The organism is Roseateles toxinivorans (genome assembly GCF_004362525.1).
Taxonomy (GTDB): domain Bacteria; phylum Pseudomonadota; class Gammaproteobacteria; order Burkholderiales; family Burkholderiaceae_C; genus Paucibacter; species Paucibacter toxinivorans.
In genome coordinates this window covers 282,659-298,265 of record NZ_SNXS01000003.1, presented here as the reverse complement: position 1 = coordinate 298,265, position 15,607 = coordinate 282,659, and the positions used below count along the sequence as shown (strand labels likewise).

General features: G+C 67.5%; 15 protein-coding genes. 13 read left to right on the top strand and 2 right to left on the bottom strand.

The window, feature by feature from the left end; translation table 11 throughout:
- Position 1: 1 nt before the first annotated feature.
- Together DES47_RS12725 and DES47_RS12720 are read left to right on the top strand one after the other, a co-directional pair.
- Positions 2-733 (top strand): outer membrane lipoprotein-sorting protein, encoded by a 732-nt coding sequence (locus DES47_RS12725; protein ID WP_133701084.1) that lies wholly within the window; start codon positions 2-4, stop codon positions 731-733.
- Positions 733-1,965, top strand: coding sequence for a hypothetical protein (locus tag DES47_RS12720; protein WP_133701083.1), 1,233 nt, complete (start codon positions 733-735; stop codon positions 1,963-1,965). The genes DES47_RS12725 and DES47_RS12720 overlap by 1 nt, the downstream gene beginning before the upstream one ends.
- 43 nt (positions 1,966-2,008) lie before the next feature.
- Here DES47_RS12720 and DES47_RS12715 read toward each other — a convergent pair whose 3' ends face one another.
- Positions 2,009-3,943, bottom strand: coding sequence for an acyl CoA:acetate/3-ketoacid CoA transferase (locus DES47_RS12715; RefSeq protein WP_133701082.1), 1,935 nt, complete (start codon positions 3,941-3,943; stop codon positions 2,009-2,011).
- Positions 3,944-4,032: 89 nt separating this feature from the next.
- Between DES47_RS12715 and DES47_RS12710 the strand changes: the two genes are divergently transcribed.
- The 11 genes from DES47_RS12710 (at position 4,033) to DES47_RS29310 (ending at position 14,271) form a co-directional block, all read left to right on the top strand.
- Complete coding sequence (locus tag DES47_RS12710) at positions 4,033-6,069, top strand: ribonuclease catalytic domain-containing protein (RefSeq protein ID WP_133701081.1); 2,037 nt, start codon at positions 4,033-4,035, stop codon at positions 6,067-6,069.
- An 8-nt stretch (positions 6,070-6,077) separates the two neighbouring features.
- Positions 6,078-6,932, top strand: coding sequence for an energy transducer TonB (locus DES47_RS12705; RefSeq protein ID WP_133701080.1), 855 nt, complete (start codon positions 6,078-6,080; stop codon positions 6,930-6,932).
- Between the two features lie 17 nt (positions 6,933-6,949).
- The gene (gene aroE, locus DES47_RS12700) at positions 6,950-7,786 is read left to right on the top strand and encodes a shikimate dehydrogenase (protein ID WP_133701079.1); all 837 of its coding nucleotides are present in this window, start codon (positions 6,950-6,952) and stop codon (positions 7,784-7,786) included.
- Positions 7,783-8,544, top strand: a complete 762-nt coding sequence (locus DES47_RS12695; protein WP_133701078.1) for a transglycosylase domain-containing protein — start codon at positions 7,783-7,785, stop codon at positions 8,542-8,544. Before aroE ends, DES47_RS12695 begins: the two co-directional genes overlap by 4 nt.
- Before the next feature lie 46 nt (positions 8,545-8,590).
- Positions 8,591-9,205 (top strand): hypothetical protein, encoded by a 615-nt coding sequence (locus tag DES47_RS12690; RefSeq protein ID WP_133701077.1) that lies wholly within the window; start codon positions 8,591-8,593, stop codon positions 9,203-9,205.
- Entirely contained in the window at positions 9,192-9,740 is a 549-nt protein-coding gene (locus DES47_RS12685; RefSeq protein ID WP_133701076.1) for a TlpA disulfide reductase family protein, read from the top strand. Before DES47_RS12690 ends, DES47_RS12685 begins: the two co-directional genes overlap by 14 nt.
- Before the next feature lie 189 nt (positions 9,741-9,929).
- A complete protein-coding gene (aroQ, locus tag DES47_RS12680) occupies positions 9,930-10,391 on the top strand; it encodes a type II 3-dehydroquinate dehydratase (RefSeq protein ID WP_133701075.1) in 462 nt (153 codons plus the stop codon).
- Positions 10,392-10,454: 63 nt separating this feature from the next.
- Positions 10,455-10,916, top strand: coding sequence for an acetyl-CoA carboxylase biotin carboxyl carrier protein (gene accB / locus DES47_RS12675; protein WP_133701074.1), 462 nt, complete (start codon positions 10,455-10,457; stop codon positions 10,914-10,916).
- Positions 10,917-10,926: 10 nt separating this feature from the next.
- Positions 10,927-12,276: an acetyl-CoA carboxylase biotin carboxylase subunit gene (gene accC / locus DES47_RS12670; RefSeq protein ID WP_133701073.1), complete on the top strand. Its 1,350-nt coding sequence runs from the start codon at positions 10,927-10,929 to the stop codon at positions 12,274-12,276.
- 23 nt (positions 12,277-12,299) lie between these two features.
- Entirely contained in the window at positions 12,300-13,193 is an 894-nt protein-coding gene (prmA, locus tag DES47_RS12665; protein ID WP_133701072.1) for a 50S ribosomal protein L11 methyltransferase, read from the top strand.
- Between the two features lie 25 nt (positions 13,194-13,218).
- On the top strand, positions 13,219-14,271 hold the full coding sequence (locus DES47_RS29310; RefSeq protein ID WP_243748287.1) for a zinc-ribbon and DUF3426 domain-containing protein: 1,053 nt from the start codon (positions 13,219-13,221) through the stop codon (positions 14,269-14,271).
- A 10-nt stretch (positions 14,272-14,281) separates the two neighbouring features.
- Here the strand turns inward: DES47_RS29310 and DES47_RS12655 are convergent, their stop codons facing one another.
- A complete protein-coding gene (locus tag DES47_RS12655) occupies positions 14,282-15,604 on the bottom strand; it encodes a TRZ/ATZ family hydrolase (protein ID WP_133701071.1) in 1,323 nt (440 codons plus the stop codon).
- Between the last annotated feature and the right edge of the window lie 3 nt (positions 15,605-15,607).

The window sequence follows — 15,607 nt, the reverse complement described above, 5'->3', positions numbered from 1 at the left end:
CATGAAAACCACATTCGCCTCCATCGCTCTCGCCCTGCTGAGCGCTGCCACCCAGGCCCAGGACGTCAGCGCCCTGCTCAAGGCCGCCGACCGCTTCCGCAATGGCAGCGACGTCAATATGCAGGTCGAAAGCCTGGTCACCCTGCATGGTGCCGACGGCAGCCAGGAGAAGGAGCGCCGCTACACGGTCTTCGTGCAGGCCAGGCACCAGTCGCTGGTGCTGATGCAGAGCCCGGCCGAGAAGGGCCAGAAGGTCTTGATGCTGGGGGATGACTTCTGGCTGCTGATGCCCGGCAGCCAGCGGCCGATGCGCATCACGCCGATGCAGAAGCTGCTGGGCGATGCCTCGACCGGCGACATTGCCACGCTGTCCTGGTCGGAGGACTACACCGGCACCCTGGTCGGAGAGGAGAAGTGTGGCGACGCCCCCTGCCTGCACCTGAGCCTCACGGCCAGCCGCAAGAGCGTCAGCTACCAGCGCATCGAGCTGTGGCTGGGCAAGGCCCGGCACGAGCCGATCAAGGCCGATCTGTATGTGCAGTCCGACAAGCTGGCCAAGCAGGCCCGCTTCGTCATGGACAAGGCACAGTCCCTGGTCACCGAGATGGTGCTGCAAGACCAGCTCAGCAACAAGAAGGAGACGCGCATCCGCTACGTCTCGCGCCAGCCGCGCACCGTGCCCGAGAACTGGCTGAACCCGATGTTCCTGGCCCGCAACCCGAGTCTGGACTGATGATGAAGGTCAAGCCCTTGCTGGCGGCCGTTGCCGCAGGCCTGCTGGCGCTCGCGGCACAGGCCCAGGATGTCAGCGGCCAGCTGCGCGCCCGCGTCGAGGACAAATCGGTCAATGCCCGAGGCCCTGTGGCCGCCGCCAATGCCCTGCAGCCCGGCACCGCGGCCGCACCAGCCGATGTGCTGGCCCTGGACGCCGAGCTGCGTGGCCAGTGGCGCTGGCTCAATGCCGCCGTGGCGCTGCGCCAGGAGAAGGCCGAGGGTCTGCCCGGCCGCAGCACGGGCGTCGTCAACGAGCTATACGCCTCCGGCGCCTTGGGCCTGTGGCAGTTCAGTGCCGGCCGCAAGCTTGTCAGCTGGGACGTCGGCTATGCCTTCCGCCCCAATGACGTGGTCGCCCAGGAGGAGCGCCGCACGCTGCTGTCCAGCCAGGTGCGGGGCCGGCCGCTGGTCTCGGTCGAGTATTTCGATGCCGACACCGCCTGGTCCCTGGTCTGGGTCAACCCGAACCACCGCGACCACGAACGCAACGGCGACGAGCAAGCGCTGGCCGGCCGCGTCTACAAGCGCATAGGCGGGCTTGATGCTCACGGCTTCGCCCGCTGGGGCGAGCACACGGGCGCCAGCGTCGGCGCGGCGCTGGCCTGGGTGGCGACCGAGTCGCTGGAGCTGCATGGATCGCTGCGCCATGCGCAACGCGCCGACGCGCTGCTGGCAGACAGCTCGGCCAGCGGCCTGGCGCGCAGCGCGCCCTGGGTCTCCGGTATGCGCAGCAACGTCACGCAGGCCCTGGTCGGCCTGAGCTGGACGGGCGAGAGCCGCATCAGCGTGCTGGCCGAGGCCTGGTTCGACGGCAATGCCGCGAGCAGCCAGGACTGGGGCACCTGGAACGCTCGCGGCGCCCAGCTGCTCGGGCTGGCCGGCAGGGCACCGGCCCAGGCGCTGGCTGGCAATCTGGCCTGGCAGGCCCAGGGCTTCGGCGGTGGCAGCAGCCTGCAGCAACGTAATCTGTTTCTGCGACTGTCCTGGGACCATGAAGGCTGGACGCCGGCCTTGGATTGCCTGTACCACCCGGCCGATGGGGGCCAGGTCTGGACCGCCTCGCTGGGCTGGCAGGGCGACCGCCTGCGCATCGATGCCGGCCTGCGGCGCTACGGCGGACCGTCCGCCTCGGTGCTGGCCCAGCTGCCGCAGCGCGGTCAGGCTTATGTGGCGGCGGGCTGGTCGTTCTGAAGACACTGGGGACGGCCCGTGCCGTACTCGGCAAGGTCCGTCCTCAACCGACTGGAATGGCGGCCAGCCGCGCCTTCAGGAAGCCGCTGGCCGCGTACCGCGTCACCCGCGCGTAGTACCGCTCGGTGAGGCGGCGCACCATCGCGTCATAGGCCTCGATCAGCTCGGGACGGATGCTGAAGTGGTCGTAATTGACGACCACATTGGCCCGCTTGCCCAGCGGCCCCAGCTGACGCTGGACCTCGGCCTCGATGGCAGTGATATCGGCCTCGCCGTCCACCGCCAGGCCTTCGAAATTGATGAACAGGATCTGGCTGCGCGGGTTGAACTCGATGCGCTGCGCCAGGGGCAGCTGCAGCATGCGTTCGCGCAGATCCATGGGCCCGTCGGCGAACAGCGCGGCATCCATCAGCCGCAGCTGGGGGCTGATCAAGGGCAGGAAGTCCATCTGCGCCAGGATGTGGCGCTCCAGGTCTATGCCCGGCGCGATCTCGATCAGCTCCAGGCCGCCAGCGTCGGCCAGGCGGAACACGCAGCGCTCGGTCACGTACAGCACGCGCTGGCCGCGCGCCCGTGCGCGCTCGCCGCTGAAGGTGCGGTGTTCGACTTCGGCGACGAATTTCTTCAGGCTGCCCTCGGCGTCGATATGCACCTTGCCGTCGGCCACGCGCACATGCAGATCGCCGGCCGTGAACGTGCCCACGAACACCACCGCCCGCGCCGCCTGGCTGATGTTGATGAAGCCGCCGGCACCGGCCAGCCGGGGGCCGAACTTGCTGACGTTCAAATTGCCCTGGGCGTCGGCCTGGGCCAGGCCCAGCACGGCGATGTCCAGGCCGCCACCGTCATAGAAATCGAACTGGCTGGGCTGGTCGATGATGGCCTGGGTGTTGACCGCGGCGCCGAAGTTCAGCCCGCTGGCCGGTATGCCGCCGATCACGCCGGGCTCGGCGGTCAGCGTCAGCAGCTGTATCACCCCCTCCTCGGCCGCCACATCGGCCACCCCCTCGGGCATGCCAATGCCCAGATTGACGACCGCATTGCGCTTGAGCTCCAGCGCCGCACGGCGGGCGATCAGCTTGCGTTCGCTCATCGCCATGGGCGCCAGCGTGCTCATCGGCACGCGGATCTCCCCGGCGAAGGCGGCGCTGTACTGGCAGGCAAAGGTCTGCATATGGTGTTCCGGCTGCTCGGCCACCACCACACAGTCGACCAGCACGCCGGGAATCTTCACCTGACGCGGGTTCAGCGAGCCGCGCTCGGCCAGCCGTTCGACCTGGGCGATGACGACGCCGCCGCTGTTGTGCGCGGCCATGGCGATGGCCAGCGCCTCCAGCGTCAGCGCCTCGCGCTCCATGGTCAGATTGCCGTCGGGGTCGGCCGTGGTGGCGCGGATGATGCCAACATGCACCGGGAAGGCCTTGTAGAACAGGAACTCCTCGCCGTCGATCTCCATCAGCCGCACCAGGTCCTCGGTGGTGCACGCGTTGATCTTGCCGCCGCTGAAGCGCGGATCGACGAAGGTGCCCAGGCCGACCGCGCTGAACGTGCCCGGCTTGCCGGCGGCGATGTCGCGGAACAGGTGCGAGATCACGCCTTGCGGCAGGTTGTAGGCCTCGATCTCGCCGGCCACCGCCAGCGCCTGCAGCTTCGGCACCAGGCCCCAGTGGCCGCCAACGACCCGCTTGAGCAGGCCGGCATGGCCGAAATGATTGAGCCCGCGCTCCTTGCCGTCGCCCTGGCCGGCGGCATAGACCAGGGTCAGGTTGCGCGGCGCGCCCAGGCCGGTTTCGAGCTCGGTGGCAAGGAAGCGCTCCTCCAGCGCGATGGCGATGCCCTCGGCAAAGCCGATGCCGACAAAGCCAGCCGTGGCCACGGTGTCGCCGTCATGGATCAGGCGCACCGCCTCGGCGGCGCTGACGATCTTGTCACTGCGAGCCACGCCAAGGGCCTGCTGCCGGGGGAGATTCGGATGCATGGACCAGCTCCGTCGGGGGGATGGCTCAGTCTACGTCCAGGAAGACCGTCGGATTCGGGGTCGGGTCCATCTGCGACAATCCGCCGCCTATGTATGCTCTCTTTGATGACGCCGGTAAATTCCTGGCCGGCCGTGTGATGTCCGAAGCCGACAGCTCCATGCAAGTGGAGCTCGACTCGGGCAAGCGCGTGAAGGTGAAAGCCGCCAATGTGCTGCTGAAATTCGACAAGCCGGCCCCCGCCGAGCTGATTGCCGAAGGCCAGCGCCTGGCCCAGGAGATCGACCTGGACCTGGCCTGGGAATTCGCCCCCGACAGCGAATTCACCTTCGCCGAGCTGGCGCGCGACTATTTCGACGCCAAAGCCAGCATGGCCCACCAGGCCGCGGCGCTGTTCCGGCTGTATGAGGCGCCGCACTACTTCCGCCGCATCGGCAAAGGCCAGTTCAAGAAGGCGCCCGAGGAGATCGTCAAGGCCGCCCTGCTGGGCATCGAGCGCAAGCGCCTGCAGGCCCTGCAGATCGAGGCCTGGGCCAAGGAACTGGCCGCCGGCCAGTGCCCGGAGCCGGTGCGAAGCGAGATCTACAAGATCCTGTTCAAGCCCGACAAGAACGGCCCCGAGTACAAGGCCGTGGTCGAGGCGACCAAGCTGGCCCACAAGGCGCCGCTGGACCTGCTGCAGGCGGCCGGCGCGATTGCCAGCCCCTACCAGTTCCACTGGCGGCGATTCCTGTTCGAGCAGTTCCCCAAGGGCACGGGCTTTCCGGCCTTGGCCGCGCCTGCCATCAAGGATGATCTGCCTCTCGCCACCGTGCAGGCCTTCTCGATCGACGATTCGGCCACGACCGAGATCGACGATGCGCTGTCGGTGCAGGGCATGGGCACGGGCACCATCGTGTTCGGCGTGCACATTGCCGCGCCGGGCCTGGCGATACAGCCCGACTCGCCGCTGGACAAGGTCGCCCGCGAGCGCCTGTCCACCGTCTACATGCCGGGCTGGAAGCTGACCATGCTGCCCGACGAGGTGGTGCAGACCTACACACTGATGGCCGGCCGAGACTGCCCCGCCATCTCGCTGTACGTGACGATGGACGAGGCCACCTTGCAAGTGCGTGGCAGCGAGACCAGGATCGAGCGCGTGCCCATCGTCGCCAATTTGCGCCACGACCAGCTCGATGCCGTCGTCACCGAGGCATCGCTGACCGGCGAAGCCCCGGCCGACTACGAGTTCGCCAAGGAACTGGCTTTCACCTTCCGCCTGGCCAAGCACCTGAAGGCCGGGCGCGAGGTCGTGCGCGGCAAGCCCGAGACCTTCAACCGGCCGGACTACAACTTCAAGCTCGATGGCGACGGCAGCGAGCCCAAGGGCCAGGAGACGGTGCGCATCAGCACCCGCCAACGCGGCGCGCCGCTGGACCTGATCGTCGCCGAGGCGATGATTCTGGCCAACAGTACCTGGGGCGGCTGGCTCAACGAGTTGGGCCTGCCCGGCATCTACCGCAGCCAGGCCAGCCTCGCGCCCGGCATCAAGGTGCGCATGGGCACCAAGGCCGCGCCGCACGCCGGCATGGGCGTGGCGCAGTACACCTGGGCAACCTCCCCGCTGCGCCGCTATGTGGACCTGGTCAACCAGTGGCAGATCATTGCCTGCGCCCGCCACGGCCGCACGGCCGCCCTGGTGGCGCCGTTCAAGCCCAAGGACGCGGCGCTGTTCTCCATCATCTCCGGCTTCGACGCTGCCTACAGCGCCTACAACGGCTTCCAGTCGGGCATCGAGCGCTACTGGACGCTGCGCTACCTGGCGCAGAACGAGATCCAGGAGCTGGACGCCAGCGTGATGAAGGACGGCCTGGTCCGCGCCGACACCCTGCCCCTGGTCTTCAAGGCCCTGGGCGCCGAGAACATGGCGCGCGGCGCCCATGTGCGGGTGCGCATCACCGGCATGGACGAGATGACCCTGGACCTGCACGCCAACGTGATCGCCAAGCTCGATGAGGCGGTGGCCGCGGCCGAGGAGATCGAAGACGCCGAAGGCGATGAAGAAGAGACGGCCGGCCCGCTGACGCTGGCGATCGACATGACCGGCGAGGGCGAGGAAGCCGCGCCGGTGGCGGAAGGCAAGGCCTAACACCCCCAATGCCGGCCTGGCCCAAGCTCAGCACCGTTCAGATCGCCCTGCTCGCCTCGGTGGCGGTGCATGCAGCGCTGCTGACGGTGCGCTTTGTCGATCCGGAGGGCTTCAACCGGGTGTTCAAGGACACGCCGCTGGAGGTGGTGCTGGTCAACTCGCGCTCCGAGACGGCGCCGGCCAAGGCCCAGGCGCTGGCCCAGGCCAATCTCAATGGCGGTGGCATGGCCGAGAGCGGCCGCGCCACCTCGCCGCTGCCGCCGTCCGCGGTGATGGAGGTCGGCGAGACCACCGGGCTGCAGCGCGCCCAGATCGACAAGCTGCAGGAGCAGCAGCAGCAATTGCTGGCCCAGATCCGCCGCGAGCTGGCCCTGCTGCCCGCCCCCGACCCGAACCGCGACAAGGGATCGCCCAAGGCCAGGGACCAGGACGAGCGCCGCCGCCAGCTGGTGCAATTGCTGGCCGAGATCGAAAAGCGCGTCAACGCCGAGAACGCACGGCCGCGCAAACGCTATGTCAGCCCGGCCACCCAGGAAGTCGTCTACGCCCAGTACTACGATGCGCTGCGCCGCCGCATCGAAGATCGCGGCACCCGCGACTTCCCCGAGCACCGGGGCAAGAAGCTCTACGGTGAGCTGACGATGAATATCCACGTCGACCTGCGCGGCCGGGTGATAGAGACCGACATCGTCGCCTCCTCCGGCAACAAGCAACTCGACCGCCGCGCGGTGGCCATCGTTCGCGCCGCCGGGCCCTTCGGCCTGTTCACCCCGGTGATGCGCCAGGGTGCCGAGGTGCTGGTGATCACCTCGAAGTTCCGCTTCACGCGGGAAGACGGCCTCGAGACCAGCCTGTCCAATTGAAAGAGCACAAGCAAGCCATGGACCTCTACGCCATCCTCGGCAACCCGGTCGAGCACAGCCAGTCGCCGTTCATCCACGCTCAGTTCGCGGCGCAGACCGGCGAACCCGTGCGCTACGAGCGCCTGCTGTGCCCGCTGGACGGCTTTGCAGCCACGGTCAAGGCCTTCGCCGATGGCGGGGCCAAGGGCTGCAATATCACCGTGCCGTTCAAGTTCGAAGCCTATGAGCTGGCCACCCGCCGCAGCGAGCGGGCACTGCTGGCCGGCGCCGCCAATGTGCTGCGCTTCGACGCCGACGGCTGGTTCGGCGACAACACCGACGGCATCGGCCTGGTGCGCGATATCGAGCAGAACGCCGGTATCACGCTGGCGGGTAAGCGCCTGCTGATGCTGGGCGCCGGTGGCGCGGCGGCCGGCGCGCTGGGCCCCTTGATCGCCGCTCGCCCGGCCGAGCTGGTGCTGGCCAACCGCACGGTGGCCAAGGCGCAGGCGCTGGTGGAATCGCACGCCAGCTGGGCAGCGCAGCATGGCGTGCGTCTCGTCGCGTCCCGCCTGGACGACTGCGGCACGGGCTTCGCCGTGCTGATCAATGGCACAGCCAGCAGCATCGCCGGGGCCGAGGTGCCGGTTGCGCACGAGGTACTGGCGCCCGGCGCGCTGGCGCTGGACATGATGTATGGCGCCAAGGCCGAGGGCTTTCTGGGCTGGGCCGCCGCCCATGGCGCTGTGCCGCGCGATGGCCTGGGCATGCTGCTGGAACAGGCCGTCGAGGCTTTCTATGTCTGGCGCGGCGTGCGGCCCGAGGGTGCGCCTGTGCTGAAGGCACTGCGCGAGCGGCTGGGGCTGGCCACATGAACGCTGCACTGCGCCATGCCGGCCGGCTGCTGGCGCTGCTCGTGCTGTCCCTGTTCGCCCTGCAGCTCTACTTCCTGCTGCGCATCGCGCTGATGGTGGTGGTCGATCCGCAATCGACCACCTTCCAGCGTTCCGAGGCCTGGCGCCTGCTGACCGAGAAGCACTACATCGCCTGGAGCCAGCAATGGGTGGACGACGCGGCGCTGTCGAAGAACCTCAAGCGAGCGGTCATTGCCAGCGAGGACGCCGGCTTCACCGACCACGGCGGCGTCGACTGGGATGCGATCGAGAAGGCCTGGGAGCGCAATCAGCGCGAGGAGACCCGGCTGGAGAAGCTCAAACCGAAACCCAAGGCCGGCACGGCGATCGAGAAGCCCAAGCCCGCGCCCAAGGTCGTCGGCGGCTCGACGATCACCCAGCAGCTGGCCAAGAACCTGTTCCTGGGCAGCGAGCGCAGCCTGGCGCGCAAGGGCCAGGAGTTCGTCATCACGCTGATGCTGGAGGCGGTCCTGAGCAAGCAGCGCATCCTCGAGATCTATCTGAACAGCGTCGAATGGGGCGAAGGCGTGTTCGGCGCCCAGGCTGCGGCGCGGCACTACTTCCGCATCGATGCCGCCAGGCTCAGCGCCAACCAGGCCGCGCGGCTGGCGGTGATGCTGCCGGCGCCGAAGCGCTTCGAGAAACGCCCCAACACCGGCTATGTGCTGGGCCGGGCAGGCACCATCGAAGCTCGCATGGGCGCCATCGAGCTGCCCTGATAGCCCTGCAGCGGGACGGCTCGTCCCGTCTGCCTAGAATGCCGCCATGCCTCCCGCCTCTGATCTGACGATTGAAATCGCCGCCATCGCCGCCCGTCTGGTCGTCGATGAGGGCATGGAATATGGCCCGGCCAAGCGGCGCGCGCTGAAAAGCCTGGGTCGTGGCCTGGAGCGGCGGGTCGAGCTGCCCGATAACGATCTGCTGGAAGAACAGGTTCGCGAGCACATCGCGCTGTTCTGCGGCGACACCCAGCCGCAGGAGCTGGCCGCGATGCGAGAGGTGGCCGCGCTGTGGATGCAGCGTCTGGCCGAGTTCCGCCCGCACCTGACCGGCGCGGTCTGGCGCGGCACGGCGACCCGGCTGTCGGCCGTGCATCTGCAGCTCTACTGCGACGACTCCAAGGCGGCCGAGATCGCGCTGATCAATCAGGGGGTGGACTATGACGTGGGCAGCACCACGGGCCCGCGGGGCCGCGAGGTCGATGTGCTGACGGTCGCCACGCCCAGCCCGACCCTGGGCGAGCTGGTGACCGTGCATTGCAGCGTGCTGGACTATGACGACCTGCGCGGGGGCCTGAAGGCCGACGCCAAGGGCGAACGTGAACGTGGTGACCTGCCGGCGCTGCGCCGGCTGATGGAGAGCAGCAATGCAGCGGCGTGACTGGTTGGTGGGCGGCGTCGGAGCCGCGGCGGCGCTGGTGGGCGCGGGCTGGGCCTGGCGCCGACAGGCGGCGCCGACGCCACCGGCTACCCCCGTGGCGGCCGACGGCGAGGACTTGAGCGCGCTGTGGGCCGCCAGCTTCACGCGACCCGATGGCGGCGAATTGAAGATGGCCGGGCTGCGCGGCCAGCCGCTGCTGATCAATTTCTGGGCCACCTGGTGCGCGCCCTGCGTCAAGGAGATGCCGGACCTGGACCGTTTCCAGCAAGATTTTGCCAAGCAGGGCTGGCAGGTCGTCGGTCTGGCGATCGACGGCCCGACGCCGGTGCGCGAGTTTCTGCAAAAAGTGAAAATCAGCTTTCCTATTGGCCTGGCCGGGTTCGAAGGCACCGACCTGGGCCGGGCGCTGGGCAACAAGCAGGGCGGCCTCCCCTTCACCGTCGTCATCGGCCGCACGGGCAAACCCCTGTGGCGCAAGCTGGGCGGCAGCCACTACGATGAACTGGCCGCCAAAGCCGCTGAATGGGCATCTTGAGACCCCCGAACCTGTCGCTTTGCGCCAGGCCCCCCGAGGGGGGAAAGCAAGCTCGGGAACGGCCCTTCGCTTGCCTGTGATAAGTCAAGTGCTTTCTTTCCGAGCTGAATTGGCGATCTGAGCTTAAAACGCTTAAACTTCCGCCTTTCCGCTTCAGGATCACCGGAATTACCGGGGTCCCAGCCCAGTTTGAAACAGCTTCTTGTCATCCACGGTCCCAATCTGAACCTCTTGGGCATCCGCGAGCCCGGGGTCTATGGCGCGGCGACTTTGGAGCAAATCAACGCTGAATTGACGAAGATCGCCGAAGATGCCGGGGCGAAACTGGATTGCTTTCAAAGCAACCACGAAGGCGCCCTGATCGACCGCGTGCAGGCCGCAAGAGCCGATGGCACGGCCTTCATCATCATCAATCCGGCCGGCTACACCCACACCAGCGTTGCCTTGCGCGATGCCCTGGCCGCGGTGGCCCTGCCCTTTGTTGAAGTGCACCTGTCCAATATCCACAAGCGAGAGGCTTTCCGCCATCACTCGTTCTTTTCCGAGTTGGCCGTCGGTGTGATCTGTGGCCTGGGCCCGGCCGGCTACCGGCTGGCCCTGGACTATGCGCTCGCGCATTCCCTGACCTCGCCCGCCCCTGGCAAGAGCTAGAGTCCGGGCCTACGGCTCGGCCGGCACCCATCCCCATAACAATATGTCCGTTGGAGAAAACCTATGGATCTGCGCAAGCTCAAGACCCTGATCGACCTGGTGTCCGAATCAAACATCTCCGAGCTGGAGATCACCGAAGCCGAAGGCAAGGTGCGCATCGTCAAGTCCGAGGGCGGCCAGGCCATGCCCTATGTGCAGCAGATGCAGCCGGCGCCGCAGACCATGGTCTATGCGCCCGCCCCGGCACCGGTGGCCGCAGCGGCCGCTGCCCCTGCAGCTCCGGTGGAGACCGGCCATGTCGTGAAGTCGCCGATGGTGGGCACCTTCTACCGCTCATCCAACCCGGGCTCCAAGCCTTTCGTCGAGATCGGCAGCCAGGTCAAGGAAGGTGACGCCGTGTGCATCATCGAGGCGATGAAGATCATGAACGAGATCGATGCCGACCGCGCCGGCACCATCACCCAGATCCTGTGTGAGAACGGCCAGGCGATCGAATTCGGTCAGCCGCTGTTCATCATCGAGTGATTGAAGACCGATGTTTAAAAAGATCCTAATTGCCAATCGAGGCGAGATCGCGCTGAGAATCCAGCGCGCCTGCCGCGAAATGGGCATCAAGTCGGTGGTGGTGTATTCCGAGGCCGACCGCGACGCCAAGTATGTGAAGCTGGCCGATGAGGCCGTCTGCATTGGCCCGGCCGCCTCCGCCCAGAGCTATCTGAGCATGACGGCCATCATCGCCACCGCCGAGGTGACCGATGCCGAGGCCATTCACCCGGGCTACGGCTTTCTGTCGGAGAACGCCGACTTCGCCGAGCGGGTCGAGAACTCCGGCTTCACCTTCATCGGCCCGACCTCCGAGTCGATCCGGCTGATGGGCGACAAGGTCTCGGCCAAGCAGGCGATGATCAAGGCCGGCGTGCCCTGCGTGCCTGGCTCCGAAGGTGCCCTGCCCGACGACCCCAAGGAAATCATCCGCCAGGCACGGGCGGTGGGCTATCCGGTCATCATCAAGGCGGCCGGCGGCGGCGGTGGACGCGGCATGCGTGTCGTGCACACCGAGGCGGCCCTGATCAATGCGGTGCAGACGACCAAGGCGGAGGCCGGCGCGGCCTTCGGCAACCCCGAGGTCTATATGGAGAAGTTCCTGGAGAACCCACGCCATGTGGAGATCCAGATCCTCGCCGACACCCACAAGAACGCCGTCTGGCTGGGCGAGCGCGACTGCTCGATGCAGCGCCGCCACCAGAAGATCATCGAGGAAGCGCCGGCACCGGGCATCCCCCGCCGCGTGATCGAGAAGATCGGTGACCGCTGCGCCGCCGCCTGCAAGCGCATGGGCTATCGCGGCGCCGGCACCTTCGAGTTCCTGTACGAGAACGGCGAGTTCTACTTCATCGAGATGAACACCCGCGTGCAGGTCGAGCATCCGGTGACCGAGCTGGTGACCGGCATCGACATCGTGCAGATGCAGATCCGCATCGCAGCCGGCGAGAAACTGCCGTTTGCGCAGCGCAATATCGTCATGCGCGGCCATGCGATCGAGTGCCGCGTCAATGCCGAGGATCCGTACAAGTTCACCCCCTCGCCCGGTCGCATCACGATGTGGCACCCGCCCGGCGGCCCCGGCATTCGTGTTGACTCCCATGCCTACACCAACTACTACGTGCCGCCGAATTACGACTCGATGATTGGCAAGATCATCGCGCACGGCGATACCCGCGACCAGGCACTGGCGCGCATGCGCATTGCGTTGTCCGAGACCGTGGTCGAAGGCATATTGACCAATATCCCGCTGCACCGCGAGCTGATGGTGGACGCCAAGTTCATCGAGGGCGGCACCAGCATCCACTACCTGGAAGGCTGGATGAGCCAGCACAAGCGCTGATGTCCGAGCCGAAAACCCCCGCGATGTTTGAACTCGTCTTGATCTCGCGTGAAGACGACGTTGAGAACGTCAGCGACGCGCTGGTGGAGCTGGACGCGCTGTCGGTCTCGGTCGAAGACGCCGATGCCGACACGCCGGCCGAGCAGGCCCTGTTCGGCGAGCCCGGCATGCCGGCGCCCAAGGGCGGCTGGCAGCGCTCGGTGCTGCGCGCGCTCTACCCTGACGAAGCCTCGGCCACCGATGCCGCCACCCTGCTGCTGGCCCAGGACTGGGCCAGCGACGTCCATGTGCAGGCGATTCAGGCGGTGCCCGAGCAGGACTGGGTGCGGCTGACGCAATCGCAGTTTGCGCCGGTCGAGATCACCGAGACCTTCTGGATCGTGCCCTCCTGGCACGAGGCGCCGGCCCAGGCCGAGCAGATCATGCGGCTGGACCCGGGCCTGGCCTTCGGCACCGGCACGCACCCGACCACCCGCATGTGCTTGCGCTGGATCGCCCGCCATGCCGACCTGGCCCCGGGCTGGAACCGCGTGCTGGACTACGGCTGCGGCTCGGGCATCCTGGCCATTGGCGCGGCGCTGTTCGGCGCACGCGATGTCGACGCGGTGGACATCGACCCCGCTGCGGTGACCTCGTCTCATGCCAATGCCGCGGCCAACAATGTCACCTTGACGGTCGGCCTGCCCGACAAGGCCAAGGGCACGTATCCGCTGGTGCTGGCCAATATCCTGGCCACGCCGCTGAAGCTGCTCGCGCCGCTGCTGTGCAATCACCTCGCGGCCGGTGGCCATCTGGTGCTGGCCGGCATCCTGGAGCGCCAGGCCGATGAGCTGAAGGCCGCTTACGAACCCTGGCTCAAGCTCGAGGTCAGCGACTCGGAAGAGGGCTGGATTTTGATGACAGCGCAGCGGAACTGAGCGCTCTCCATGGCATGATTCCAGCATGAGTCTTGCCACCCGTTGCACTGCCTGCGGCACCGTTTTCCGGGTCGTGCAGGACCAGCTGAAAGTCTCCGAAGGTTGGGTGCGCTGCGGCCGCTGCGCCGAGGTGTTTGACGCCCGCGAGCAGCTGTTCGATCTGGAGCGCGAGGCGCCGCCCCCCTGGCCCCGTCCACCCGAGCCGGAGCCCGAACCGGAGCCGCTGGACATCGCGCTGGACGACACCGGCTATGGGCAGCAATACCCGGCCCCAGAGCCGGAGGACGACGAGGCCCTGGCCGCGCAGTCGCTGCCGCCTGAAGAAGCAACCTGGGAGATGCGCGAGGGCGATGACGGCAGCATGGCGCCGAGCGTGCCGGGCGACGAAACCCCACCGCGCCGTTTCGCGAGCTCACAACCCTGGCCGCCCTCCGAGCTGCCGCCCGAGCCCGCCACCGCCGACTTTGCCCCGATCTCGGACGAGCGCATGGGCGCACCAGACATCACCGGGCTGGCCGCCGATCCCGACGACTCCCCCCATGTGCCGACCTTTGTGCGCGATGCTGCCAAGGTGCGCGCGCCGATGAATACCAAGCAACGCCTGCTCTGGGGTGGCGCGGGCCTGCTGCTGACACTGCTGCTGGCCCTGCAGGCGCTGTTCCACTTCCGCGATGCACTGGCCGCTCAGCAACCGGCGCTGGCCGGGCCGCTGCAGCAGCTGTGCCAGGTCTTGAGCTGCGAGATCCGGCCGCTGCAGCGCATCGAGTCACTCAGTGTCGAGGGCAGCTCGCTGACCCGTGCGCCCAACGAGGCCGGGACTTACCGCCTGGCCGTGACCCTGCGCAATCGCGCCGATGCCGCGCTGGCCATGCCCTCGTTCGAGCTGAGCCTCAGCGACTCGGCCGGTGCGCTGCTGGTGCGCAAGGTGCTGAGCCCGGCGGACTTTGCGGCCAGCGCTCCTGCAGCTGGCAACCCGGCCGGCACCATCGCGCCTCGCAGCGAGCTGAGCCTGCAGACTCAGCTGCGCGCGGGTGACACGCGCCTGGTCGGCTACACGGTGGAAGTGTTCTACCCTTAGGAAGAAGGGTTCAGCGGGCGAGAATGCGCTCGCCCCACTGCCGCGCCTTGGCGTTGACGTCCTGCACATCGACCGTCGTCAACTGACGAGCGCTCAGCACACGCCGGCCACCGACCCAGACGTCGCTGACATGCTCACGCCCGGCCGCATAGACCAATTGCGAGATCGGATCGAACACCGGCTGGCACTCGGGTGAGCTCAAGTCCACGGCGGTCAGATCGGCCAGCTTGCCGGCGGCGATCGAGCCGAGTTCGTGGGCTCGGCCGAGTGCGCGAGCGCCGGCCAGCGTCGCCATCTCCAGCGCCTTGTAGGCCGGCACGGCGCGCGGCGCATGGTTGCCGACCTTGGCCAGCAATGCCGCGGCACGCATCTCGGTGAACATATCCAGGCGGTTGTTCGATGCCGCGCCATCGGTGCCCAGCGCCACATTGACACCCAGGTCCTGCACCGCCTGCACCGGGCTGATGCCCGAGCCCAGCTTCATGTTAGATGAGGGGTTGTGCAGCAGATGCAGGCCGCGCGCCGTGCACAGCTCGCGGTCGGCCTGATCCAGCGCCACCATGTGCACGGCCTGGAAGCGCTCGTTCAAGAGGCCCAGCTTGTCCAGCCGCGCCAGCGGGCGCATGCCATGCTCCTTGAGCCCGCCATCGACCTCGACCTGCGTCTCGTGCACATGGCAGTGCATGCGCAGGCCCAGGTCCTGGCACATCGTGCCCAATTGCAGGAACGTCGCATCGCTCACCGTGTACGGCGCATGCGGGGCGATCGTGATGTCGATCAGCGGGTGATTCTTGAACTGCGCATGGGCTTCGAGCCCGCGGGCAATGTACTCCTGCGCATTGGCCGCGTACGGCGTCGGGAACTCCAGCACATTGATGGATGTGCCCAGGCGCATGCCCGCGTCGATGGCCGCACGGGCGCCATCTACGGGATAGAAATACATGTCATTGGTGTACGTGATGCCGCCGCGCAGCGACTCTACCGCCGCCAGCCGCGTGCCGTCATAGACGAACTCCGGGCCCATAAAGGCGCGTTCGATTGGCCAGATCGCGTTCTCCAACCAGTCCATCAGGTCTCGGTCATCGGCCACGCCGCGCAGCAGTGTCATCGCCGAGTGCGCATGCATATTGATGAAGCCGGGGATCAGCACCTGCTCGGGCAGCAACACCTCCTCGGCCTGGGCGCCGTACTGGGCGCGGGCCTCGGCCGTCGACAGCACGGCGACGATGCGCTCGGCGCGCAGCACGACGCTGTGCCCGGTCAGCACCGGCTGGGCGCCCTCCATGGGCACGACCCAGCGCGGGGAGATGATCAGGTACTGCTGCTCGCTCATGAC